This is a genomic window from Bacillus sp. DE0042, from assembly GCF_007680225.1.
Taxonomy (GTDB): Bacteria; Bacillota; Bacilli; order Bacillales; family Bacillaceae_G; genus Bacillus_A; species Bacillus_A wiedmannii.
This window is the reverse complement of record NZ_VEJP01000001.1, coordinates 1094656-1117928: the sequence shown is the minus strand read 5'-3', so window position 1 is coordinate 1117928 and position 23273 is coordinate 1094656. Positions and strand designations below refer to the sequence as shown.

The following is a 23273-nucleotide window of genomic DNA, read 5'->3' as shown; positions in this document are numbered from 1 at the left end:
AATGTGAAAAATATCACAAAACATGCTCTCATCATGAAGGCATGTTTTTTTTGTTATGTGAATGATAGGCACATTCATACATTTTTTCCATACGATACAGTGTGAAAGTAGAAATGTTCGGAGTGGAAAAGAGGGATAAAATGAGTAGTTCAGGTTATGTTCCAGATAATAAAAATTTAAAGAAAAGCTCAGGAACTCCAAACCTTTTCTTTGATTCAAGAAAAAATGTCTTTTTTAAAAGAGATGAGAAAAACGTTGCATATGAAGTTACGTCAACGCAGTTACCAGCGATGATAGGAGGGGCGTTTGTTGATTTGTTTATGACGAAAGGGCATATGAGGGAACCACATTGGCATCCGAATGCGTGGGAATTAGATGTTGTTGTATCAGGAGAAGCAGTTACATCCATTTTAAATCCGGAAACGAATCAATTGCAAAATTATCATGTGAAAGCGGGGCAAACTGTCTTTATTCCAATGGGATGGTGGCATTGGATTACAGCGATAACAGAAGAAGTACAATTACATTTGTTCTTCAATAACGATCAGTTTGAAACAGCAGAAGGATCAGACATACTTAGATTAACTCCGCCAGAAGTATTTCAAGCTGCATACGGTGTAAGTGCAGAAAAATTAGGAAAGGACCTTTCGCCAATTAAGGAGTCAGTTGTAATTGGTCCTCCTAACTCAAATCGACTAAATAGCGTTAAAGAAAGTCACGACTCAAATATAATCGTTACGTTAAATGGAAACATAACATCATGTGAAATAGAGTAACTCTTTCTATTTTAGGAAGGGTTACTCTGTTTTGTTTAATTTTGTAATTTAATTCGTTATAATTATTATATAGAAGGGAATTTCTAGAGGGGGCATATTGTGAACATATTAAAGATTATAGGAATTGTTGCAGGAGTCATTATAGTAGCCGTTATAGCTTTCTTTGTTATTATGAAGTACTATTTGTCAAAAGAAGATCCTGATTATGTATTAAAGTACATAAAAGAACATAAAGATGATAAAACATGTTCATTACTAATTAGAAAAAATGGGGAAGTATTAACATCTATAAATGAAAATGTAAAATTGCCATTAGCAAGTACGGCAAAAATCGTCATAGCAGTTGAATTTGCTAAGCAAGTGTCAGAAGGAAAGATAAGCCGTGATGAACAAATTTCACTGCAGGAGCTAGAAAAATATTACGTTAATAATACTGATGGTGGAGCGCATCCTGACTGGTTAGAAGATGCCAAAGCGAGAGAATTAGTGAAAAATGGACAGATCGCCTTAGAAGAAGTCGCTAAAGGGATGATTCATTATAGTTCTAATGCAAATACAACATATTTGTTAGATAAGCTTGGAATAGAAAGGGTAAATGAAAGTATAAAAGAATTAGAGCTTACTAGTCATGACAAATTCTCTTCGTATACTGCTGCACTATATATGAGAGGGTATGTAGAAAAAGAGCTTCATGAGCCAGAAAATCAATCGTTAGAAATGATACGTAACATGTCAAAGGATGAGTATAATAAACATGTATTACAAATTCATGAATGGATGAAAGATGAAGAAGAATGGAAAAAAAGGGATATTCCATTAAAGGTAGATATGGAATTTCAGCGAATTTGGTCAGATCGATTAGTGAGTGCCAACGCTAAAGATTATATGAGTATAATGAAAAAGATAAATAGTAGAAATTATTTTCCAAAATCAATGCAAGAAGAAATTGAGAATATTTTCAAAGGAACAGTTAATAATAGTAAGTTAGAATTTGCTGGTCAAAAAGGTGGCTCTACCGCATTCGTATTGACAAAAAGTTTGTATACTACAGATAAGAAGGGGAATAAGGTAGAAGTTGTAATTATGTTTAACGATATAGAAGATCAAGTTGCATACCAAAAGCTGAGAAATAATATAGATTATTTTATTCAAGATGCTATAACAGATGAAGAGTTTAGAAAGAAATTATAACGAAATAATTTTATTATGTAAACAAGGGCGCTTTTTAGAAAGCGTCCTTTTTCTTTTTATAATACAGGATTTCTTATTTACTTCATTGAATATTGATTGAAAATAAGAAGGGAAGTTGAAAAATGACCACAATATATTTCGTTCGCCATGCCCACTCTACATATACAAAAGAAGAACGGGAAAGGCCTTTATCTGAAAAAGGTTTGTTAGATACGCAGCATGTAACACGCTTATTAAAAGATAAACATATTGATGTTGTGATTTCTAGTCCGTACAAAAGGGCAATGCAAACTGTGCAAGGAATTGCGAATACATATAATTTATCAATACAACTGGAAGAAGATTTACGGGAAAGGCTATTAAGTAAAGAACCAGTACAGGATTTTAATGATGCTCTTCAGAAGGTATGGGAAGACTGGACTTTTGCATACGAAGGCGGAGAATCAAATGATGTAGCGCAAAGACGTGCTGTAATATGTATGCAAAGTATATTAAAAAAATATAAAGGTAAGAATATTGTAATAGGTACTCATGGGAATATTATGGTATTACTAATGAATTATTTTGATTCGAAATATGATTTTCAGTTTTGGAAAACCCTTCATATGCCTGACGTGTATAAATTAACTTTTGATAATAATTGTTTCAGTTCTGCTGAAAGAATACAGTCTACAGATTATCAGATAAATAATTTGTAAAAGTTTATCAAAAAAAGAGGAAAGGGAGAAGTTATTGTAGAAGTATGACTTTGTAACATAAAAAATATGTGTTAAAGGAGGCTGTTTACATGTTTGAGAAAGAGAAAGAAGGGCTTATTGAAGTTCAGAACGTATTTGAAATTGTACCAGCAGATGGAGCAATTATTGGTATGGCAACGGAAGAAGAAATGGAAATTGCTGCTGAACTAGAGCTGCAGTACTATGCCCATTCTCGTTTGCTAGAAGCAAATATTCAGTTAGACGGTTCCTCCTACAAAGAGTTACTTCAGGAGTTCCAGGAGTATGAAAGAAAATCAATGAGCTTTTGGCGAGCAATACATAAGCGTTTAGCTGTGCCATGGGCATGGGTATTACGTATTGACGTTGCGAATGGCCCTATTTATGTAAGTAATGGGAATTCGTATTATGAAGAAATCGATGATGAAGAAGATTATGAATAGATAAGTAAGGAAGCAGCGTTAGTTGCTTCCTTTTTTTATTTGCAAGGAGTGAATTGCTTCAATACCTCTACAAATTTATAAATAGTAAACCCTCCTAACTAAGCTTGAAATAATTTTTGACAAGCAAAAACGATACACCAAACCCCAATTCCGAGTAAGACAGATGTACTAAGTGAAAACGAATTTTTCAACCCAATATAGACGATAAATAATAGTAGTGCGGATGCAGGAAATCCATATAATACGCCTATAGCAAATTGACTTAATTCTTGTTTGTTCCCGCCTTCTAAAGAAATCCAAAATAGGCTTAGTAAACTAACGAGTGGAAGGGCAGCAATAAAGCCGCCTATCGTACTATAATGTTTAGCGACTTCAGTAATAACGCCAATAATAAGTGCAGAAACGATTACTTTAACGAGGAAATGCATATTTTGCCTCCTTCGCTAATAACGAAAAGGCTTTTTCAATTAATTGTTGTTCTTCTTTTGATAACTGTGATTCTAATATTTTTATCTTTTCTTTATCTAGTAAAGTATGCTTTTCTAATACTTCAATGCCGCCTTTCGTTAAAGTAAGGTTTACGACCCTTTCATCTTGTTTATTTCTTTCTTTCATGATAAATCCTTTTTGAATAAGGCGCTTTACGTGTTCAGACGCTGTGTTATGAGAGAGACTAAGCTCAATAGCGACTTTTCCAATTGTTATATCTTTCTCACGAGAAACGATTTGTAAAATACGAATGGCTTGGTGGGAAAGGTTGTCTTCATATTCATATCGTAAGTGATAATAAATACTTTCCCAATGTTGATTGATGTCTTTCATAATGATAAATCCTCCTATTTTTATATCGTATAGTAAGATATATTCGTGAATATAGAAATAAAATCCTTTTATTTGGATAAAAAATGTTGAAAAAGTATATTTTTATTGAAATATAAGGTAATCTATGTGTAAAGGTATACATTTAGCAAGAGAGAGGATGATAGCTGTGAATACATTCAAATGGATGAGTCATGAACAGATGTATGTAGATGAAATACATGTTGAAAAATGTGGTCCTCTTTCAGTCGGCGTATATGGGGGAAATCAAGAAAGTGATGCATATGAAAGAGGAGATGCGGTGCTTGCTTGGTGGGATCCTGAATTACAATTTGAATTTGTTATGATTTTTGATACACACCACAAAACAAAAAATATCGATTATATAATAGAAGCAATTTCAGAAAGAAAAGAGAAACTAAAAGAGTTATTTTCTTACCCGATACATTTAGCTTTTCATCATACGCATATGTACTTATTAGCGTTATTTACAGATGAACTGTTTATTGAAAAATGTGATCAAGATGATGAGGAACTTGCATGCTTAATTTGTTTGCGAAAAGGCGAATTTTTATATTGGCTATCAGTTGGTGATTGCTTCGCATATTTATTCCATTCTGAAAAAACGAAGAATGGTAAAGGGCGGTTAAATAAACGGAAGAATTACGAATATATTGGTAGGAAAAATATTTTTGCTGCAAATACACCTTGCTTTACATCAGGTGTCAGAGGATTAGAAAAAGGAATGAATCACATTGTAATGGCAACGGACGGTATTTTAGAGTGTGATAAACGAAAATTTGATGATGATCAATCTTTAGTAGAAATATTGCACGACGGAAGTTGCTTACAGATTGAGCCAGTATTAACAAATGTACTGCAGTGGAAAGGTAGAGATTGTGCCACTATTATTGGGTGGTCTATTGACACTGAGAATAAACAATGTGCTAATTAATATAAAAGGAGTTCAAGGTTTTTATCCTTGAACTCCTTTTTGTTAAGCAATATGAATATGATACGTTTTCAACCATTCATTTACTTGTAGCATATATTCCAGAGCACTTCTTGCTTCAAAATTGTTAATTTCTTTATTGCTTTGATCGGCAATGGCAAGTAATGTGGAATGATTAATAAGTGAGAAGATAGGATTGTTTTTATTACTGCACATGTCGAGTGATAAATGACGGATTGTTTGTAAATAATGTGGATCTTGTGAAGTTGGATAAGCACTTTTTCTTCTATTGCGTACATCGTCAGGTAAAGCAGGTTGCAGTGCTCTACGTAAAATGCCTTTTTCAATATTATCAATGCTTTTTATATTGAAAGGAACGTTCCATAAATATTCAACTAATCTATAATCGCAAAACGGTACACGAACTTCAAAGCCTACAGCCATACTCATACGGTCTTTACGATCAAGTAAGAATGGGAGAAATCTCGTTAAAAATAAATAAAACATTTGACGTTGTTTCGCGGATTTTTTACTTTCACCTTCAAGAGTAGGTACTTCAAGTATCGCTTCTTGGAATCGTGTATCAATATAGTTTTCTAAGTTGCATTGGTTATTTACTTCATTTAGTAGAAGAGGGGAAGTGTTTTTCCAATTTGTTAGCCAAGGAAATTTATCGACATATAGTAATTCTTCTTGATGAAACCAAGGATACCCGCCGAATACTTCATCAGCAGATTCTCCGGATAAAGCTACAGTTGCATCTTTTTTCATTTCGCAAAATAGTAAATATAGTGAAGTTTCCATTTCGCCAGCACTCGGTAAATCTTTTGCATGGAGGGGAACGAATAAGTGATTTGCTAACTCTTCAGCATTCACAATAATGTCATGATGAGATGTCCCTACATGTTCAGAAACGCGTTTTACCCAAGGAGCGTCTAAACCAGTGCGAGCAAATGTCAACTCGAAATCTTTTGCGCTATTTACAAAGTCAACGGAATACGTATGAAGTGTTTTATTTTCTGCTGCAAATTCTTTTCCTGCTAGTGCAGTAATACCGCTAGAATCTAATCCTCCTGATAACATACAGACGAGAGGAACATCGGCAATTAATTGTCTTTTTACTGTATCTTGTAAAATAGATAAAATATGTGATGATGTATCTTCAGTACAGTCTGTATGAACTTTACTTTTTAAATTCCAATACTTTTGAACTACTTTTTTATCACGTGTAAACGTTATAAAATGTCCAGCACGCACTTCTTGAATATGTTTAAAGACGCCACAGCCTGGAGTTCGAAATAAGCCTAATCCAAATATTTCGTTTATTCCATCCGAATCAATTTCAGCAGGAACAGATGGATGAGCTAATAATGCTTTTATTTCAGATCCGAAAATAATGCTGTCATTTCTTTCTGTATAAAAGAGTGGCTTTACGCCTAAATGATCGCGTGCTAAAAACAGTTGTTGCTTTTGATCATCCCATATTGCAAAGGCAAAAATCCCATTTAAATGTTGTACGCAGTCTTCTTTCCATTCTAAATATGCATGTAGTAATACTTCTGTATCTGAATTCGTTTCAAATGCATGACCACATTGTTGAAGTTGCTCTCTCAGTTCATGGAAATTATAAATTTCTCCATTATAAGTAAGAGCATACGTATAATCACCAGCACGAAATGTCTTCGGCTGTGTCCCACCTTCTGGATCAATAACAATTAAACGCCGGTGTGCAAAAGCCGCACGTGGTGAAAACCAAAATCCTTCAGCATCAGGACCACGATGCTGGATACTATTTGCCATCTTTTCTAAAATAACATGTTCATTGGAAAGATCCTTACTCCAATTTACCCAACCTGTAATTCCACACATACACATCTCATCTCCTAGTTTAAAATGTTGAAAAGTAGATTAATGAAATAAAATGTACACCTAGTTAAAGGATGACCATATAAATAGTGTACTACATGAATTAAAGCGTAGACTTGAGAAAATTTTCTTTGAACGCGTAGTTATGTGAGACAATGGCTAAGGGAAAGTATTCCATTACATACAAAAAATAAAAAAAGATGAGAGAAAATATTTTGTAAGACGTTATATAGGGTGTAAAAGCTTTTACAAAAATATAAGGGGAATCGCTACATGAAATCAAATGAGAAAAATTTTATAAAAAGATTACAGCGGCAAAAAGAAGATGCGCTAGAATTTGTTGTCGATACATACTTACCACTCATAAAGGGGATTACGCACAAAGTTCTTCTTCCGGTTCAAAATGATGGATTAATAGAAGAATGTATAAATGATATTTTTCTTTCCATTTGGAATAACGCAAATAAGTTTCATGGAGAGCCGAATGATTTTAAAAAATGGATTGCAGCGATTGCAAAGTTTAAAGCAATTGATTATTACCGAAAAGCGACTAATAAAGTAGAAATTATTTCAAATGAGTTTCATATCAGTACGGAAAAGTCAGCGGAAGACGAATTAATCGTTATGGAAGATAGGGAAGAATTAATGCAGCTTCTTAACCAATTAGAACCGTTAGATCAAAAAGTATTCATTATGAAATATCTTCTCGGTATGAAGACAGAGGAAATCGGAGAGAAATTAGGATTAACCCGAGCAGCCATAGATAACCGGGTGTACCGGGGAAAAAAGAAACTACAACAAAATGCTACGAAAATTAGTTTTGGAGGTAGTGCAATATGAAAGACATTTATGAACTATTAAATGATATTGATATAGATGAAAATGAACTTGAGGAAATTGAGGCTTCTGAAATTGAAAAAGAAAAAGTGAAACGTAATGTAAAACAATCGATACGTACGAAGAAAAAGATGAAAAGTTGGAAAAAGGGTGTCGCTGCTGCATCTATTTTAGTAGGGTTATCAGTTGCAACGCTTGGTATCGGGTTTCCTACATATGCCGGGGGATTGCCAATTGTAGGTGACATATTCCGATTTTTAGATAATGGTAGAACAGGGTTATATGAAAATTATAAAGAGTTTTCGACTGAATTGAATATGACGAGAGAGAGTAATGGGGTTAAGGTTACAATTAATGATGTAATTTCTGATGGCAGAACATTATCTATAACGTATTCACTGGAAAGTGAGCAAGACTTAGGGGATGATCCTATTATATTAGGCGGATTGGATATAATGGACGCTCATGGTAGTTCAGGAAGTGGGAAAATGACTAAAGTTACTGAAAAAAAGTATGTAGGTATGGTAACAACGACGCACCATGATATTAATAAAAAGGACAAAGTAAACTTTAGATGGAATATAGAGGGAATAGAGATGCCAGATAGGAAAAAATCAATACAAGGTAATTGGAATTTCGCATTAACTGTAAAATCAATGGATAGTAAAGAGAGAACAATTGGTGGAAGTTCGGAAAAAGAAGGTATAAAAGCAAATATGGAAAAGGTCGCAATGTCGCCGGTTTCATTTATTCTTTATTACAATCAAGAAGTTTCTAAGGGTGCGAGGAAAGAATGGGATAGTGTAGATGTTGAATTGACGGTTAAGGATGATCTAGGGAATGATTATTCGGGTGAAGGAAATGGGGGAAGTGGCAACGATCCTTACAATATTCGATGGAGTGCCACATTCCAAAAACTAAACGAAAATGCAACAAAGCTTATCGTTACACCTCACGTGCACTTGCGAGTTCATACACCTGAAAATCATGGTGGAGTGGAATATGTGAATGGAAAAGAGAAGAAAATTGAAGTGCCGAAAAAAGAAGAGAAGAGTAAAGATATTGTTCTAGATGATATCGTAATTGATTTAAAGAAATAAAAGAGAGACTGCCTAAAAACATTAGGCAGTCTCTTTTCCGTTAAAAACTAGTTACGAGTAATGCATGCGGATGCTGCTTTTTATACTCATCTTTCCACGGAATATTTAGTTGTTCCCATGATTCGCCGCTATCATTGGATTGAAACATGCCGTTGTTATTTAAAGTGTAAAATGTATGTGGTTCTGCTGGATTTGTCGCAAACATTGAAATGACTGTACCAATTGCAGATGGTAGACCTTGCTGCAATTGCTGGAACGGAGTATCTTTCGTTTTACGATAAATATAAGATTCATAAGGAATACGGTGATGAGCGAGGTCAGCACTTGGTGCGGCAGAAACGAGAATCGTATCGCAATCGGCCGGATCGATAGCCATGCTGTATAAATAATGATGTTCAAGTCCTTCACTGCATGAGATCCAGCTGTTTCCATTGTTATAACTTTCAAGGTATGCGCGATCAGGTCCGCCCATAAATCCGTCACCACATGATGCATAAAGGCGATTTGGAGCTTCAGGGTGCATAAGTAATTGATGAGCGTCGATAGGAGCACCGAATTTTTTATCAATCCATGTATGCCCTCTATCATTACTTTGAATAACAGCACCAGCTTCAATTGAAACATGGATTGTATTTGGATTGTTTGGATCAACTGTAATCCAGCGTACATGATGGGTGAAAGGTCTAGGCGGAAAAGCCCACGTGTAAGAAGATAATAATGATTTCATATTTTTAAGTTCAGTCCACGTTTCACCACCATTTTCCGAACGGAATAAAGCGCTCGGTTCTGTGCCGACATAAACGACGCCATAGCCGTTAACTTGTTCATTAGGACTTATCGTAATGGAAGTTATCGAAGAGTGTAAAATCCCATCTTCTTTAGGGAAATCAAAGTAACGATATGAATCTCCAATTGGTTTCCACGAATCCCCGCCATCGCCGCTTAACCATAAACCTCGTCCAAATGTTCCGCAGTATACACGATTCTTTTGAAATGGATCAACAGCGATACAGGTAGGTTGCATATTTTGTAAGTGATACGCTGTTTCAAAGTGACCATATTGTTCTTTCACTACAACAAGTTCTCGCTCCATACAGAGAAATAAACGTTTCATTTTAGTAACCTCCTTAAAAATTCTTTCATTAGTAAACAATATGAAGCTGAAAAAGAAGTAGTCTTATTTTTTGTTGAGAAAAAGGACTTGTTTGAAAAATAGCGAAGTGTGTAGGTAGAGGAAGCGGACGTTTATGGGCAGTTAATGGGGGATAAAGAGGGGGAGTTTGTTTCATACTAACATACAGATATTGCACTTAAAGGAGCATTTGTATGGGGCATTCACATGATCACGGTCATTCTAACAATAAAAAGGCGTTACTAATTGCTTTCGTATTAACGACAAGTTTTATGATTGCTGAAGTGATTGGGGGATTTGTAACAAATAGTTTAGCACTACTATCTGACGCGGGGCATATGTTAAGTGATGCAGTATCCTTAGCGTTAAGTTTACTTGCGTTTAAGCTTGGAGAAAAAACAGCAACAGCTGCGAAAACATACGGGTATAAGAGAGTCGAAATGTTAGCGGCATTATGTAATGGTGTCGTTCTTATTGTCATTTCAGTATACATTTTTATTGAAGCAATTCGCCGTTTTAAAGAACCAGTTGAGATTGCTAGTAATGGGATGCTCATTATTGCTGTACTTGGTCTGCTTATTAATATTTTATCAGCTTGGATATTAATGAGAGGCGGAGATGTGAAGGGTAACTTGAATTTAAGAAGTGCTTTCCTACACGTATTAGGCGATCTATTAGGATCAGTCGGAGCGATTATTGCAGCGCTATGTATTAAATTTTTCGGATGGACTGTTGCTGATGCGATTGCTAGTATTCTTGTGTCTATTTTAGTCATTATTAGTGGATGGCGTGTAACACGTGATACCATCCATATATTAATGGAAGGTGCACCGCAGCACATAAATGTTGAAGAGGTAAAAAGTACATTATTAAATATTACGGTTGTAAAAGAAGTTCATGATTTGCACATATGGTCTGTCACATCTGATTTTCAAGTATTAACTTGCCATTTGATTATTAAAGGTGATGAAACGCAAAATGTATTAAAAGAGGCTACGGATGTATTAAAGGAGAAGTTTCATGTAGAACATGTCACTATTCAAGTAGAAATAGATGGTGAATCTAATCATAGTGAGACAACTTGCAAAGTATGAAAGAAAAAGGATTAGAAAAAGTGTCATAACATTTTTCGCGTGACATACATATATATAATGTGGCCACAAATACTTTGTAAGGTAAATATTTCATGAAATTACTTTACTTATAAAGAGTCATCTTTTATAATCTAAAGTGGTAATTGATAAAGATTATCATTTTCAATGATTGTAGAAAGGAGTTTTTTAAAAGATGAGTAGTCAACTCCGTTTTGCTGTTGAAAATCGTAAGAGGCATTTAATTGATGAGTTAATTGGAGCAGGTGTGTTTAAGATTCGCGACCGACAATTATACGAGCTGTCTTTAGAGGAATTGGAAAAAGAGTACGAAAATATGGAAGATTATGCAGATATTCAGGTATAACTATATAGATTAGTAAAAAGTGAGCTGGTTACGATTTTGTGTAACCAGCTCTATTATTATTTTGTAGAAATTATTTTTGATATTTCTTTCATTGGACGGAGCCAGTTTTGAGACATCATTTGTTCCATTTGTTTTTCGTCCTGCTTTTGCAATGCTTGAATGATAGAGTGATGCTCTTCAATAGATTGACTTGCTGGAACAAAGTTTTGGAAAAACAAATATTCAAGGCGTAGAACATGAAGTTGCATATTTTCTAGAAAGGGTTCAATATATTGGTTTTTAGCAATAGAAGAAATTGTATTGTGAAATTGTATATCTAGTTTTAAAGCTTGTTTTGCGTTTTTCTTCTCTATAGAGCGCTGAAAATCAGCATTTATTTCAGAAAGTAGTTTCAAATCAGCGTCTGTAATGTTTTGAAGAGCTTGCTTTCCTATAATAGAGTGAAGACCAGCCATCGTTTCATAAATGATAGGAATGTCGTCTAACTTAATAGGAGCAATTTTTGTTTTTTGCCCAGGTACCATTTCCACTAATCCAGAAAGCTCTAATATTTGAAGTGCTTCTCTTACAGGTGTTCTGCTTACTCCTAGTGCTTCAGCCAATTCCCCATCATTAATTTTTTCATCAGGTTGCAGTACACCTTCAATAATCCAATCTTGTAGTTGATTTAAAACGAGTGATTTTGCCGAAACTCTTCCTTGTTTTTTATAATTTTGAGGGATAGGCATAGTGAATTCAATCCTTTCATTGTATATTTTCTTTTTTCTCATGAACAAACTTTAATTCCTGTTTCCCTTCATCCGGTTTTTGGCTTAAGATGAGCACCATTACAATGACACAAAAAGCACCTAATAACTGAAAAGATTGAAAGGGTACGTGTAATATAAGTACAGAAGAAATAATAGCTGCGAGTGGTTCAGTACAACCGAATAATGTCGTTTCTTTCGGAGTCAGGTATCGTATGCTGTCTAAGTATAAATAAAATGCAATCAGTGTCCCGAAAATGACGACAAATGTGATGAGCGGTAGGGTACTTAGTTTTACATATTTCATAGTCGATAATAAAATGAATTCGTTTGTAGAAATAAAGTGTAGAATCGTAACGCCAATACCCCCAATAATCATGCCCCATCCAACGATAACAGAGGAAGACCATCTTTCTAGTAATGTCTTGGAATATAAACTATAAAAAGCAAGAGATACCCCAGATAAAATACCCCAAATAATAGCCGGTGTAGAAACAGCTAAGTTATGAACAGACCCATTTGTTAGTAAGAGAAAAGTGCCTACTAATGAAAGGGTAATGGAAATGAAATCAATTTTTGATGGCCGAACGTTCCATTTGAAAAGTAAGTATACAGTAATAAATATAGGAGCTAAATATTGCAATAATGTTGCGACGGCAGCGTTCCCTTCTTTAATAGAAGCGAAGTACGTGTACTGTACAGCAAGCATACCGAATAGGCCAAACAATATCATTTTAGTAGCATCAGATCTTTGTTTCCATATGCCGAATATTTCTTTTTTTCTCGTTCCGAATGATGAAATAATGAGCAAGATAAAGCCCGATATAAGCAAACGAATTGTAACTAACCATTCAGTAGAAACATTTTCATATTGAAAAAGTTGTTGTGCAGCTGTCCCGGACAAGCCCCATAAACAAGCACCAATTACAACCATAATGATTCCTTTTAAACGATTTGGATCCATATAGTTTTAATTCTCCTTTTCTAAAAATTCGTTTTGGATACAATATGCAATATATCACGAAATGAATAAAAAATAAACTGAAATTTCTGTGTTAGAAGGTGGGAATTTTAGTAGTTCCAGTTATGTTTACGATACAAGTGAGTAGGTGAAATAAAGCGAGATAAAATTATAAAATTAAATCATAATCAAGAGGATAAAAAAATAAAGATAAGAGTAATTTGGTTTGTTAAAAATATGTGTAGAAGGAGAAATGTGATGAGCTGGGTTACTTATAAACCAACATTTGAATTTGATCAATATAGTCCATATATTCGAATGAACTCTGCGTGGGTGGGACATTTAAACTTCGCTTATGATTTAGTAAGATTTGAAAAACCAGAAATATTAGTTGAGTTAGGTACACATTTAGGAGCTTCTTTTTTTAGTTTTTGCCAAGGGGTAAAAGATGGAGGAGTATCTACAAAATGCTTTGCTGTAGATACTTGGGCAGGAGATGAGCACACAGGTCCATATGGAGAAGGTGTTTTTCAAATAGTGAGTAAATTCGTGAGCACGAGTTATCCTCAAATAGGGAATTTAATTCGGTCTACTTTTGATGAGGCTGTGGATCAGTTTCAAGATGGAACGATAAATTTGTTGCATATTGATGGCTATCATACGTATGAAGCAGTTTCTCATGATTATAAAACATGGTTACCGAAACTTGCGAATAACGGTATCGTGTTATTTCACGATATTGAGGTGAAAGATCGAAATTTCGGCGTGTATAAATTTTGGGATGAGGTCAAAGCGAAGTACCCTCATTTTCAGTTTGAGCATTCATATGGGCTCGGAGTGTTATTTCCGAAAGGTTGTAGTGATAAGTTTGCGGAAATACTTAAAAATAAAGAAGAAATACAAAATATGTATAAATAAAAGTGGAGCATGCATCATTTTAATGATGTGTGCTTTTTTGTGGGGAAAAATGGTAGTCCTTAAAAGGTGAGGATAATAGTAAAAAATTTGTTATGGCAAATATTAAAAAAGTTATTTATGGATTGTTCTATATAAAAATGTAACATTTTTTATATTTTCCATTGCGAAAAGTAACATCTACTTTTACAATAGAAAAGGTGTTATATTATACTGGAAAAATAAATCGAAATAATATGAAAATTTTGTTTTGTCTTCGCTAATTGTATATTACATACATGTAAGACGACACACGTCATGTTATCGACTTGTAAGGAGAGAAAAAAATGAAAAGTGTAAGATTACCATCGATGCTAGAAATCATAGTTCTTTTATTACTATTTCTTGCTGTTGTCTTTTCCTTCCAAACGATTTTTGATCTCCCAATTCAATTAGCGCTATTTATTTCATGGTTTTTAGTAATTGCGCTTGGATTAAGATTAGGATTTCGTTATCAAGAATTGCAAGATGCAATTACGAAAGGAATTTCTAACGGATTAGAAGCAATACTGATTTTAGTTGCAGTAGGTGCTTTAATTGGAACATGGATTGCTGGTGGCGTAGTACCAACATTAATCTATTATGGATTAGAATTTATTCACCCTAGCATATTCCTATTAGCAACATTAATCATTTGTTCGATTACTTCTATCGCAACAGGAACATCATGGGGAACAGTAGGAACAGCGGGTATTGCTATGATGGCGATTGGTGAGGGACTTGGATTACCACTTCCACTTGTTGCGGGTGCAGTTCTTTCAGGAGCTTATTTCGGCGACAAATTATCACCACTTTCTGATAGCACAGTTCTTGCAGCTTCTATGGCGAAAGTAGACGTTATTGCCCACGTTCGAGCTATGCTCGTATTAGATGTTCCGGCTTATATTATTACTAGCATTATGTTTACTATAGCTGGTTGGATGTATGGCGGCGATAATGTAGATTTGAATCGAGTAGAGTTTTTAAAAGAAGCTTTATTAAAGCAATTTGATATTAAAATATGGATGCTTGTTCCGGCGGTCATTGTTATTGTTCTATTAGCGATGAAAAAGCCGTCTATGCCGACAATTGCAATGGGAGCTTTAATTGGTGCAATTTGGGCAGCTCTTTTCCAAGGAATGAACTTTGGAGAGGCGATTGGAACAGCGTATAACGGATTTTCAATTCAATCTGGTGTTGAGTTTGTTGACAAGTTATTAAACCGTGGTGGAATTAACGGTATGCTTGGCTCAGTGGCCGTTATTATTTTCGGTTTAGGATTTGGTGGATTACTTGAAAAACTAGGTGTTTTAAAAGTGATTGTATCTAAATTTGAGAAGAAATTAAATTCTGCAGGCAATGTAACATTGTCTACATTAATCGTGGCATTCTTAGCTAATATATTTGGTTGTGCGATGTACGTATCACTAATTTTAACACCGAAAATTATGGAAGATAGCTATGATAAATTAAAAATAGACCGACGTGTATTAGCGCGTAACTCAGAAGTAGGTGGAACGTTAACTTCTGGTATGGTTCCGTGGTCGGATAATGGTATTTTTATGGCTGGTATTTTAGGTGTAGCAACGTTCTCATACGTTCCATTTATGTGGTTAAGCTTCGTATCGTTAATTTTAGCAGTTATTTACGGATATACAGGTAAATTCATTTGGTATGTAGATGACGTTGAAAAAGGAAAGCAAGCATCATAAAATAAAAAATCACCTTCTACAATATGTAGAAGGTGATTTTTTATTTTGTAATAGGAGTTGAAGAAGTTATCTCGTTCTCATATTTAGCGATTTTTTGTTGTATCTTTTTTAAGTTTTTTTCAGTGTCTTGAATGAGTTGTAAGACATTGGTCTCCTGTTGTTGCATTAATTCCAACCGTCGAAGGATTGTAGATTCTCCCTCCATAGACCAGTCGATAAATTGTTTTATTTTTTGAATGGGCATACCGGTGTTTTTTAAGCATAAAATCATCTCTAAATATTTCAGTGCTTCTTCATCAAAAACTCGATCTCCTTTTCCATTTCTTTTAAGAAAAGGGAACAGTCCTTGTTTATCGTAATAACGTATTTGAGAAATAGTTAAGTGGTGCATTTTGGCGACTTGCCCAATTGTATAATACATATCGTTCATCCCTTTATTACCAAGGTATAATGCCATCTTTATTTAGTATTTTACCATTATAGTTTGTTTCACTTAATGCATATTTAATAATAATTTTAGCACTTTCATTAGTCGTATGGCCACCTGGGGAATTTCCATTTAGGTCAGTAGTTGTAAAACCAGGAGTTACTCCGAAAATTTCTGGACCGTTAGTACCAAATTCTTTGCTAAAAGCTAATGTTAAAGCATTAATAGCTGTTTTTGAAGAATTATATCCTAATGTATTAATCGGGTGTGTTTCACCATTAGCAAACATTGTTAGTGAGGCCATGTCAGTTGTTACATTTATAATTTTACTGTTACTTGATTTCTTTAATAATGGTAAAAAGGCTTGCACCATTTGGAATGTTCCAAAAAAGTTAACTTCAAATCCTTGGCGTAAACTTTCAATATTCAATTCACTAGGTATCGTATGGAAGTCTAGTGCTATGCCTGCATTATTGATTAATAAATCTAAGTGGTCAGTCGTTTCATGGGTTTTTTTGATTGCTTCTTGAATGGATTGAGCACTAGAAATGTCTACTTGAATATAGGAAACGTTTGAAACATGTAAAGATTCTATGGCTTGTTGTCCAAGTTGTTTATTACGGGCACCTAAAAATACGTGATAGTCTTTTTCGGCTAATTGACGAACAAGTTCATATCCTATTCCTTTATTCGCACCTGTTATGAAAGCATATTTTTTCATTTTGAATTCCTCCAGTAGTGTTATAGTAGGTTACAATGGAAAGGATACGGCCTAAACTTAAGTTTAGGTCAAGAGGAATTTTTAAAAAAAACATTGAATATTTGTATATATAAGTGAGAATTCTTATCATTTGATTGAAAGTCTGTTAATATAAGAAATGTAGGTATTATATTTTCAAGGGGATGAAAAAATGGATTACAGAATTGAAAGAGATACAATAGGAGAAATAAAAGTTCCAGCTGATAAATTATGGGCAGCACAAACGCAACGTAGTAAAGAAAACTTCCCGATTGGAACAGAGCAAATGCCGCTTGAAATTGTAAAAGCATTTGCCATATTAAAGAAGAGTGCAGCACTTAGTAATCAAAAATTAGGAAAGCTATCAGAAGAAAAAGCAGAAGCAATTGTGGCAGCAGCTGACGAAGTGATTGCAGGGAAATGGAATGAACATTTTCCACTTGTCGTATGGCAAACGGGTAGTGGTACACAGTCAAACATGAATGTGAATGAAGTAATTGCAAATCGAGGGAATCAAATTTTGAAAGAGAAGGGATCTGACGTACATATTCATCCGAATGATGATGTGAACATGTCTCAAAGTTCAAATGATACATTTCCAACAGCACTTCATGTAGCATGTGTAATCGCAGTAGAAAATCACGTATTACCAGCAATTACGAAATTAAAAGAAACGTTTGCAGAAAAAGTAACTGCATTTGAACATATTATAAAAATTGGTCGTACACACTTACAAGATGCAACACCGTTAACATTAGGACAAGAAATTAGCGGATGGCACCGTATGCTTGAAAAAACAGAGCGTATGATTGCTGAGAGCAATACATATATGAAAGAGCTTGCGATTGGTGGTACTGCAGTTGGAACAGGTATTAATGCTCATCCAAAATTCAGTGAGATGGTGTCAGAGGAAATTAGCCAATTTACAGGTAAGCAATTTATTTCTGCACCAAATAAATTCCACGCATTAACGAGCCATGATGAAGCTGTATATACGCATGGTGCATTAAAAGCATTAGCAGCTGATTTAATGAAGATTGCTAACGATGTGCGCTGGCTGGCAAGTGGTCCACGTAGTGGTCTAGGAGAAATTATTATTCCGGCAAATGAGCCAGGAAGCTCTATTATGCCAGGTAAAGTAAATCCAACGCAAAGTGAAGCGTTAACGATGGTTGTAGCGCAAGTGATGGGAAATGATGCAACAATCGGATTTGCTGCGAGTCAAGGTAATTTTGAGTTAAACGTATTTAAACCTGTTATTGCATATAACTTCTTACAATCCGCTCACTTATTAGCAGATGCAATTGTTTCATTTAATGATAATTGTGCAGTTGGTATTGAAGCAGATGAAGAAGTAATTAAAGAGAATGTGAATCGTTCATTAATGCTTGTTACAGCATTAAACCCGCATATCGGATATGAAAATGCAGCGAAAATTGCGAAGCATGCTCATAAAGATGGGTTAACGCTAAAAGAAGCAGCACTGCAATCTGGACTACTAACAGAAGAACAATTTGATGAAATTGTCGATCCGAAAAAAATGATTGCTCCGAAAGAGTAATGAAAAAGCCAAGATTCTTAGTTTAGAATCTTGGTTTTTTTGATATTTATTTTTATGACTTCCATTTGTATTACTGCAAGTGCCAAAATATATTATTTGTTAGCAGGCATATTCAATACTTTCATTTGTGGACAGTTTTCTTTTAAGAGTGAAATGAACTTTTCTTCTTCTTGAGGTACGAAAGTTGTCACAGAATCAAATAAATTGTAATGAATTTCTAATTGCTGCCTAGTCCACTTTTCTGAGCGAAGTGTTTTGCCAGAGTATTTAATGTGGCGAATATCTTCAAATGGAATTTCAGTACGCAGTATGAAACCATGTTTTACAACAAGAGAGGATTCCGTTACGTTGTAGTGAGAGAAATAGAATGAAGAAAGATTGACGATATTTAATAGCATCATGAGAGTGAAAAAAATAGAATTTTCATTTTGGAAGAATAGCGAAACGAAAAAAATAATGATAAATAATGTAATAAAAATGACGTGAAATGGATTCTTTTTCGCTTTGAATTTCAAGTTAGTCACCTCAGTTTACGTGTACTCTAACTAAATTAAATCACAACATCTTAATAAAACGTGTGAATATGCATAATTGCATATTCACACGTTTTATTATTCATGTAAAATTTTCTGATGGGATAAATTTAAATGGAATTTTGCAGTAGTGGAGAGGTATAAAGTGACTTGCAAAAATAGAAAGTTAGCATTAGTCATAATTAGTTGTATGATGATTATGGGTAGTTGTGCTAATAAATTTGTTGAGGATGGAAACCGAAAGCATATATTCGTACAGGTAAGTAGAGCTTTAGTCGAGGTTGTAAATAGAATATATAATGGATAAAAGGTATTTCTGTATACGGAAATACCTTTTTTGTAGTTAAAATTGAATACTGAAGTTTTCGAATGAGTGAGTACCAGTTCCGTGTTGAATGAGGTTGTTATCACTCAAATATTGAATAGCGTATTTTACTTCTTTCAGTATAGTAGGCGGGAGACCAAGAGTATGATGTGAACCGTAAATTTGATTAATAGGTGAGAAATTTGTAATTTTGTGTAGAGACTGGACGAAGTCTACAGGATTAGTCGTTGGATAAAACGCAAAAATTGTGCCTTCATAAAGTAAATCTCCTGTGAATAAAAACGCAGTTTCATAATCGTATAGGCATATATGTCCTGGTGAGTGACCTGGGGTATGTATAATTTGAATTTTCCTATTTCCAATATCAATCATATCTCCATCTTGTAGTAATTTTGTTGGTGTCCCTTGGAATGGCTCGAATGTTTCAGGTTGAAATGTTTTAGGTGTAGGTAAAGTAATGTCACGAGCGATGTCGTGCCTAATTTGAGTAATAGGGAGTCCTTTTATGCCGTTAATGAGCCAATCTTCTTCTAAAGCATGTACATAGATTTCTTCATATTGTGCGTGGCTACCGATATGATCCCAATGGACGTGTGTTGTGACAACTGTAATGGGTAAGTTTGTTAGTTGGTCCGTTATACGTTTCATATTATCGATACCTAGTCCTGTATCGATAAGAATTGCAGCAGTATCGCCTATAAGTAAGAAGGAATGTACTTTCTCCCAATGTCCATATTCACTAATTGCATATGTATTTTGTGCAATCTGCATTACAGTAAACCAAGGGTCTTGAGGAATAGTCATGTTCTATTTCACATCCTATTGAATGAATTTATATAAATACATTCGCTTTTCGTTGTACCAAACCCTTTTAATAGATGTTTTTATAAAAGTTTACAAAATGGGTAAACGAAGCGTTGAAGTGTTTGTTTGTTTTATGTTAAGATGATGAAGAGATAGTAAACGTTATTGGAAAATGTCTGTTTTTAGATAAACATTTTAAAGGAGTGTTTAGTGTGAGTGATATTTCAGAGAAGTTTTGGGATGCTTCGGTAGAAGAATTGAAGAAAGGGTATGTATTTGAAGCGGAAGCAGAGGAGTATATTTGTTTAGCTTGTGGAGAAGCGTTTATTAAGGGGGTTATTTATCAAGATAATCAGGTTTTGTATGAAGCAGAGAAGTTTATACAATTGCATGTGCAAAATGAACATACGTCTATGTTTGATTATTTATTAAACCTTGATAAGAAGTATACTGGTTTAACGGATTTGCAAAAGAAAATGGTTCAGTTTTTCCATATGGGGCTAAATGATAAAGAGATTGTAAAAGAGATGGATGGCGGAAGTACATCAACCATTCGTAATCATCGATTTACACTTCGAGAGAAAATGAAGCAAGCGAAAGTGTTTTTAGCGTTAATGGAACTGTCAGAAGAAAAATCAAAAGTACAAACGAAATTTGTACCCATTCATAGAACAGCAACGATGGTAGATGATCGTTACAATATTACGGAAGAAGAAAATGATGAAGTATTAAAAGCACATTTTACAGAAGGATTAGATGGACCGCTTTCTACATTTCCGAAAAAGCAAAAGCGTAAATTAATTATATTACGCCATTTAGTGACGAAGTTTGATAGTAATAAAAAGTACACTGAAAAAGAAGTGAATACTGTTATAGAAAGTGTATACCCGGATTTTGTAACTTTAAGAAGATATTTAATTGAATATGGATTTTTAGATAGAACAGCTGATGGAAGCCAATATTGGGTGAAGTTATAATCATACGGAAAAGAAAATGAATAGAAGCAAATTATTATAACAACTATACAAAGAGATAGAAGTTGAAAAAACAGATTTTTAATAAAAGGAGAAATGAAATTTGAAACCACCTACAGATAACAATAAAGAAGGTGCGGAGTCACATAAGTTAGAAAGTGAGAGTAAACCGATTTGGAAGTCGATGTCCATGTTTTTAGTACCGTTACTATTAAGTAATGTATTACAATCGATTGGACAATTATTCGGTATGGTAGTAGTAGGAAGATGGCTTGGAGTGAATGATTTAGCAGCCATATCAGCATTCTTCCCGCTATTTTTCTTACTCGTTTCATTTGTAATTGGTATTGGTTCAGGTAGTTCTATTTTAATTGGTCAGGCGTTTGGCGCTAAAAACGAAGATCGTTTAAAAGCTATCGTTGGTACGACGCTGACATTTACATTTATTATTGGAGTCGTGTTGGCGATAGTAGGCAGTATTTTTGCAATGGATATTATGCGCCTTATGGGAACGCCAGAAAATATTATTGAAATAAGTGTACATTATGCACGGATATTATTTATATCGATGCCAGTATTATTTTTATATTTCGCATATACAACATTTATGAGAGGTACAGGAGATTCCAAAACGCCATTTTACTTTTTAATTGTAAGTACAGCGCTAAATATGATTTTATTACCAATTCTTATTTTCGGATGGTTAGGAGCTCCGAAATTAGATGTGTATGGAGCAGCCTATGCTTCTGTTATATCTACAGTGATTACGTTCATTGTCATGTTAGTGTATTTAAAGAAGAAAAACCATCCACTACAATTAGATAGTACGGTAAGAAAATATCTTCGAATGGATGGGGAGTTATTAAAGCTATTGCTACGACTCGGAATTCCAGCGAGTATTAACATGATATTAGTTTCATTATCTGAAATTGCGGTAATCGCGTTTGTAAATCGTTATGGTTCGGATGCAACAGCGGCATATGGCGTCGTGAATCAGGTTGCAAGTTATGTACAAATGCCAGCAGTTAGCCTTGGTATTACAGTTTCCATTTTTGCAGCACAATCAATTGGTGCGAATCAATTTGATAGATTGCAGAAAGTTGTGAAGGCCGGAATTATTATGAACTACGTCATCGGTGGTGTGCTAATATCTCTTATTTACTTGTTCTCAAGAGACATTCTATCACTATTTTTAACGAGTCAAACTACAATTGAAATTGCTCATAGTCTAGTTATGATTACATTATGGAGTTATTTAATTTTCGGGCATGCGCAAATTATTAGTGCGACAATGCGAGCAAGTGGTACAGTATTATGGCCAACTGTTATCGGCGTTGTATCAATTTGGCTTGTTGAAGTACCTGTAGCGTATTACCTTTCTTACCATACAAGTCTCGGCATAGAAGGGATATGGATTGGGTACCCAGCAGCATTTATTGTTAGCTTAATATTACAGTATGCATATTATAAGCTTTCATGGCAGAAGAAACGAATTACACGATTAGTGAGTTAAATCATGCAAATGTCCCTAAGCTATTATACTTAGGGACATTTTTTGTAAGTGTAGGTTTACAAATAGCTTTTTAAAGTGATATCAAAATGTTGTCTAATGAGCTCGTTATCACTCATATAAAACTCCCATGCTTTTTCAGGTTCACCAATAATTTCAAAAGATTCTTCTGTAATATATAAAGCGCAATTATCCTCTAGTGCAATTCCTTCTATATTACCTTGATGATTTTGTAAAAAGGAATGGAAGGCGTTCATTCTATTTAATTGATTATAATGTGGACAAAACCTTTTGTTAACAATCCCCCAACCGTTACACTCTATATAACCAGAACCTTCATAATCGGATCGGATACTAGATGTGAACCAGCACATAGCACCAGCACTATACCCTGCAATGAGTGTTCCTTGCTGCAAAGCAAATAATAATTTTTCATCTAGTTTATGTTCTTTCCATTGTGTAAGCATGTGAATGTAGTTCCCGCCACCGAGATAAATTAAATCAGCAGACTGAATCATTTCGTCTATTTCATATTTAGAAGGTGTATCAGCTATAGTACTTAAAATTTGTACTTCACAGTGTAATTGTTTTTCGAACGCGTCTAAAAATAGCTTTATATAGCTTTCATCATCATGACTAGCTGTAGGAATGAATAATACTTTTGGATACTGTTTATTTGTTAATTCTATAAGTCGCTCATTAATAGGCGAGTGATTTGAATCTTGTAAATCACCGCCACCAATGACAGCTAATTTCAT

Annotated in this window: 25 protein-coding genes; 14 read left to right on the top strand and 11 right to left on the bottom strand. The window is 34.4% G+C overall.

Translation table 11 applies throughout. The features are described 5' to 3' along the window. The first annotated feature begins 140 nt into the window (after positions 1-140). The 4 genes from FS802_RS05400 to FS802_RS05385 all read left to right on the top strand — a co-directional run bounded on the left by FS802_RS05400 (position 141) and on the right by FS802_RS05385 (position 3126). Positions 141-776: a cupin domain-containing protein gene (locus FS802_RS05400; protein ID WP_141545875.1), complete on the top strand. Its 636-nt coding sequence runs from the start codon at positions 141-143 to the stop codon at positions 774-776. Between the two features lie 99 nt (positions 777-875). Further along, the gene (locus tag FS802_RS05395) at positions 876-1967 is read left to right on the top strand and encodes a serine hydrolase (protein WP_098707262.1); all 1092 of its coding nucleotides are present in this window, start codon (positions 876-878) and stop codon (positions 1965-1967) included. A gap of 122 nt (positions 1968-2089) precedes the next feature. Next, a complete protein-coding gene (locus FS802_RS05390; protein WP_000208291.1) occupies positions 2090-2665 on the top strand; it encodes a histidine phosphatase family protein in 576 nt (191 codons plus the stop codon). A gap of 89 nt (positions 2666-2754) precedes the next feature. Next, positions 2755-3126, top strand: coding sequence for a hypothetical protein (locus FS802_RS05385; RefSeq protein WP_046959012.1), 372 nt, complete (start codon positions 2755-2757; stop codon positions 3124-3126). Between the two features lie 98 nt (positions 3127-3224). Here the strand turns inward: FS802_RS05385 and FS802_RS05380 are convergent, their stop codons facing one another. Next, positions 3225-3554, bottom strand: coding sequence for a DUF3147 family protein (locus FS802_RS05380; RefSeq protein ID WP_098653209.1), 330 nt, complete (start codon positions 3552-3554; stop codon positions 3225-3227). Next, a complete protein-coding gene (locus FS802_RS05375; protein WP_098653210.1) occupies positions 3538-3948 on the bottom strand; it encodes a MarR family winged helix-turn-helix transcriptional regulator in 411 nt (136 codons plus the stop codon). Before FS802_RS05375 ends, FS802_RS05380 begins: the two co-directional genes overlap by 17 nt. A gap of 124 nt (positions 3949-4072) precedes the next feature. On the opposite strand from FS802_RS05375, the gene FS802_RS05370 reads away from it, so the two are divergent. Then, on the top strand, positions 4073-4900 hold the full coding sequence (locus FS802_RS05370; RefSeq protein WP_048561230.1) for a PP2C family serine/threonine-protein phosphatase: 828 nt from the start codon (positions 4073-4075) through the stop codon (positions 4898-4900). A gap of 42 nt (positions 4901-4942) precedes the next feature. Here FS802_RS05370 and asnB read toward each other — a convergent pair whose 3' ends face one another. Continuing rightward, positions 4943-6766, bottom strand: coding sequence for an asparagine synthase (glutamine-hydrolyzing) (asnB, locus tag FS802_RS05365; protein WP_098720563.1), 1824 nt, complete (start codon positions 6764-6766; stop codon positions 4943-4945). A 270-nt stretch (positions 6767-7036) separates the two neighbouring features. Between asnB and FS802_RS05360 the strand changes: the two genes are divergently transcribed. Further along, a complete protein-coding gene (locus tag FS802_RS05360) occupies positions 7037-7603 on the top strand; it encodes a sigma-70 family RNA polymerase sigma factor (RefSeq protein ID WP_098653212.1) in 567 nt (188 codons plus the stop codon). Then, positions 7600-8700, top strand: coding sequence for a DUF4179 domain-containing protein (locus tag FS802_RS05355; protein ID WP_000653173.1), 1101 nt, complete (start codon positions 7600-7602; stop codon positions 8698-8700). Before FS802_RS05360 ends, FS802_RS05355 begins: the two co-directional genes overlap by 4 nt. Positions 8701-8740: 40 nt before the next feature. Here FS802_RS05355 and FS802_RS05350 read toward each other — a convergent pair whose 3' ends face one another. Next, entirely contained in the window at positions 8741-9814 is a 1074-nt protein-coding gene (locus FS802_RS05350) for a WD40/YVTN/BNR-like repeat-containing protein (protein WP_098720564.1), read from the bottom strand. A 212-nt stretch (positions 9815-10026) separates the two neighbouring features. On the opposite strand from FS802_RS05350, the gene FS802_RS05345 reads away from it, so the two are divergent. Continuing rightward, positions 10027-10926 (top strand): cation diffusion facilitator family transporter, encoded by a 900-nt coding sequence (locus FS802_RS05345; RefSeq protein WP_098653213.1) that lies wholly within the window; start codon positions 10027-10029, stop codon positions 10924-10926. Between the two features lie 193 nt (positions 10927-11119). Continuing rightward, positions 11120-11290 carry a Fur-regulated basic protein FbpA gene (gene fbpA, locus FS802_RS05340; protein ID WP_098653214.1) on the top strand — a complete coding sequence of 57 codons (171 nt, stop codon included), beginning with the start codon at positions 11120-11122 and terminating at the stop codon, positions 11288-11290. A 56-nt stretch (positions 11291-11346) separates the two neighbouring features. Here the strand turns inward: fbpA and FS802_RS05335 are convergent, their stop codons facing one another. Both FS802_RS05335 and FS802_RS05330 read right to left on the bottom strand, forming a co-directional pair. Next, positions 11347-12018, bottom strand: coding sequence for a GntR family transcriptional regulator (locus FS802_RS05335; protein WP_046959020.1), 672 nt, complete (start codon positions 12016-12018; stop codon positions 11347-11349). Positions 12019-12034: 16 nt separating this feature from the next. Further along, entirely contained in the window at positions 12035-13000 is a 966-nt protein-coding gene (locus FS802_RS05330; RefSeq protein ID WP_098653215.1) for a DMT family transporter, read from the bottom strand. A gap of 255 nt (positions 13001-13255) precedes the next feature. Between FS802_RS05330 and FS802_RS05325 the strand changes: the two genes are divergently transcribed. Next, positions 13256-13915 carry a class I SAM-dependent methyltransferase gene (locus FS802_RS05325; RefSeq protein WP_098653216.1) on the top strand — a complete coding sequence of 220 codons (660 nt, stop codon included), beginning with the start codon at positions 13256-13258 and terminating at the stop codon, positions 13913-13915. Between the two features lie 323 nt (positions 13916-14238). Next, positions 14239-15642, top strand: coding sequence for a Na+/H+ antiporter NhaC (nhaC, locus tag FS802_RS05320; RefSeq protein WP_000843979.1), 1404 nt, complete (start codon positions 14239-14241; stop codon positions 15640-15642). A 40-nt stretch (positions 15643-15682) separates the two neighbouring features. Here the strand turns inward: nhaC and FS802_RS05315 are convergent, their stop codons facing one another. After that, positions 15683-16063, bottom strand: a complete 381-nt coding sequence (locus tag FS802_RS05315; RefSeq protein ID WP_141545874.1) for a MerR family transcriptional regulator — start codon at positions 16061-16063, stop codon at positions 15683-15685. Between the two features lie 16 nt (positions 16064-16079). Further along, entirely contained in the window at positions 16080-16790 is a 711-nt protein-coding gene (locus FS802_RS05310; protein WP_098111802.1) for an SDR family NAD(P)-dependent oxidoreductase, read from the bottom strand. A gap of 190 nt (positions 16791-16980) precedes the next feature. Between FS802_RS05310 and fumC the strand changes: the two genes are divergently transcribed. After that, entirely contained in the window at positions 16981-18369 is a 1389-nt protein-coding gene (gene fumC / locus FS802_RS05305) for a class II fumarate hydratase (RefSeq protein ID WP_098707261.1), read from the top strand. Between the two features lie 92 nt (positions 18370-18461). Here fumC and FS802_RS05300 read toward each other — a convergent pair whose 3' ends face one another. Together FS802_RS05300 and FS802_RS05295 are read right to left on the bottom strand one after the other, a co-directional pair. Beyond that, positions 18462-18884 (bottom strand): PH domain-containing protein, encoded by a 423-nt coding sequence (locus FS802_RS05300; RefSeq protein WP_098653219.1) that lies wholly within the window; start codon positions 18882-18884, stop codon positions 18462-18464. Positions 18885-19245: 361 nt separating this feature from the next. Further along, entirely contained in the window at positions 19246-20031 is a 786-nt protein-coding gene (locus FS802_RS05295; RefSeq protein ID WP_098111799.1) for an MBL fold metallo-hydrolase, read from the bottom strand. 212 nt (positions 20032-20243) lie between these two features. On the opposite strand from FS802_RS05295, the gene FS802_RS05290 reads away from it, so the two are divergent. Both FS802_RS05290 and FS802_RS05285 read left to right on the top strand, forming a co-directional pair. Next, a complete protein-coding gene (locus tag FS802_RS05290) occupies positions 20244-21008 on the top strand; it encodes a DUF2087 domain-containing protein (RefSeq protein WP_098653220.1) in 765 nt (254 codons plus the stop codon). A 100-nt stretch (positions 21009-21108) separates the two neighbouring features. Beyond that, entirely contained in the window at positions 21109-22518 is a 1410-nt protein-coding gene (locus FS802_RS05285; protein ID WP_088048495.1) for an MATE family efflux transporter, read from the top strand. Positions 22519-22574: 56 nt separating this feature from the next. On the opposite strand, the gene FS802_RS05280 is transcribed toward FS802_RS05285, so the two are convergent. After that, complete coding sequence (locus tag FS802_RS05280; RefSeq protein WP_098653222.1) at positions 22575-23273, bottom strand: peptidase E; 699 nt, start codon at positions 23271-23273, stop codon at positions 22575-22577.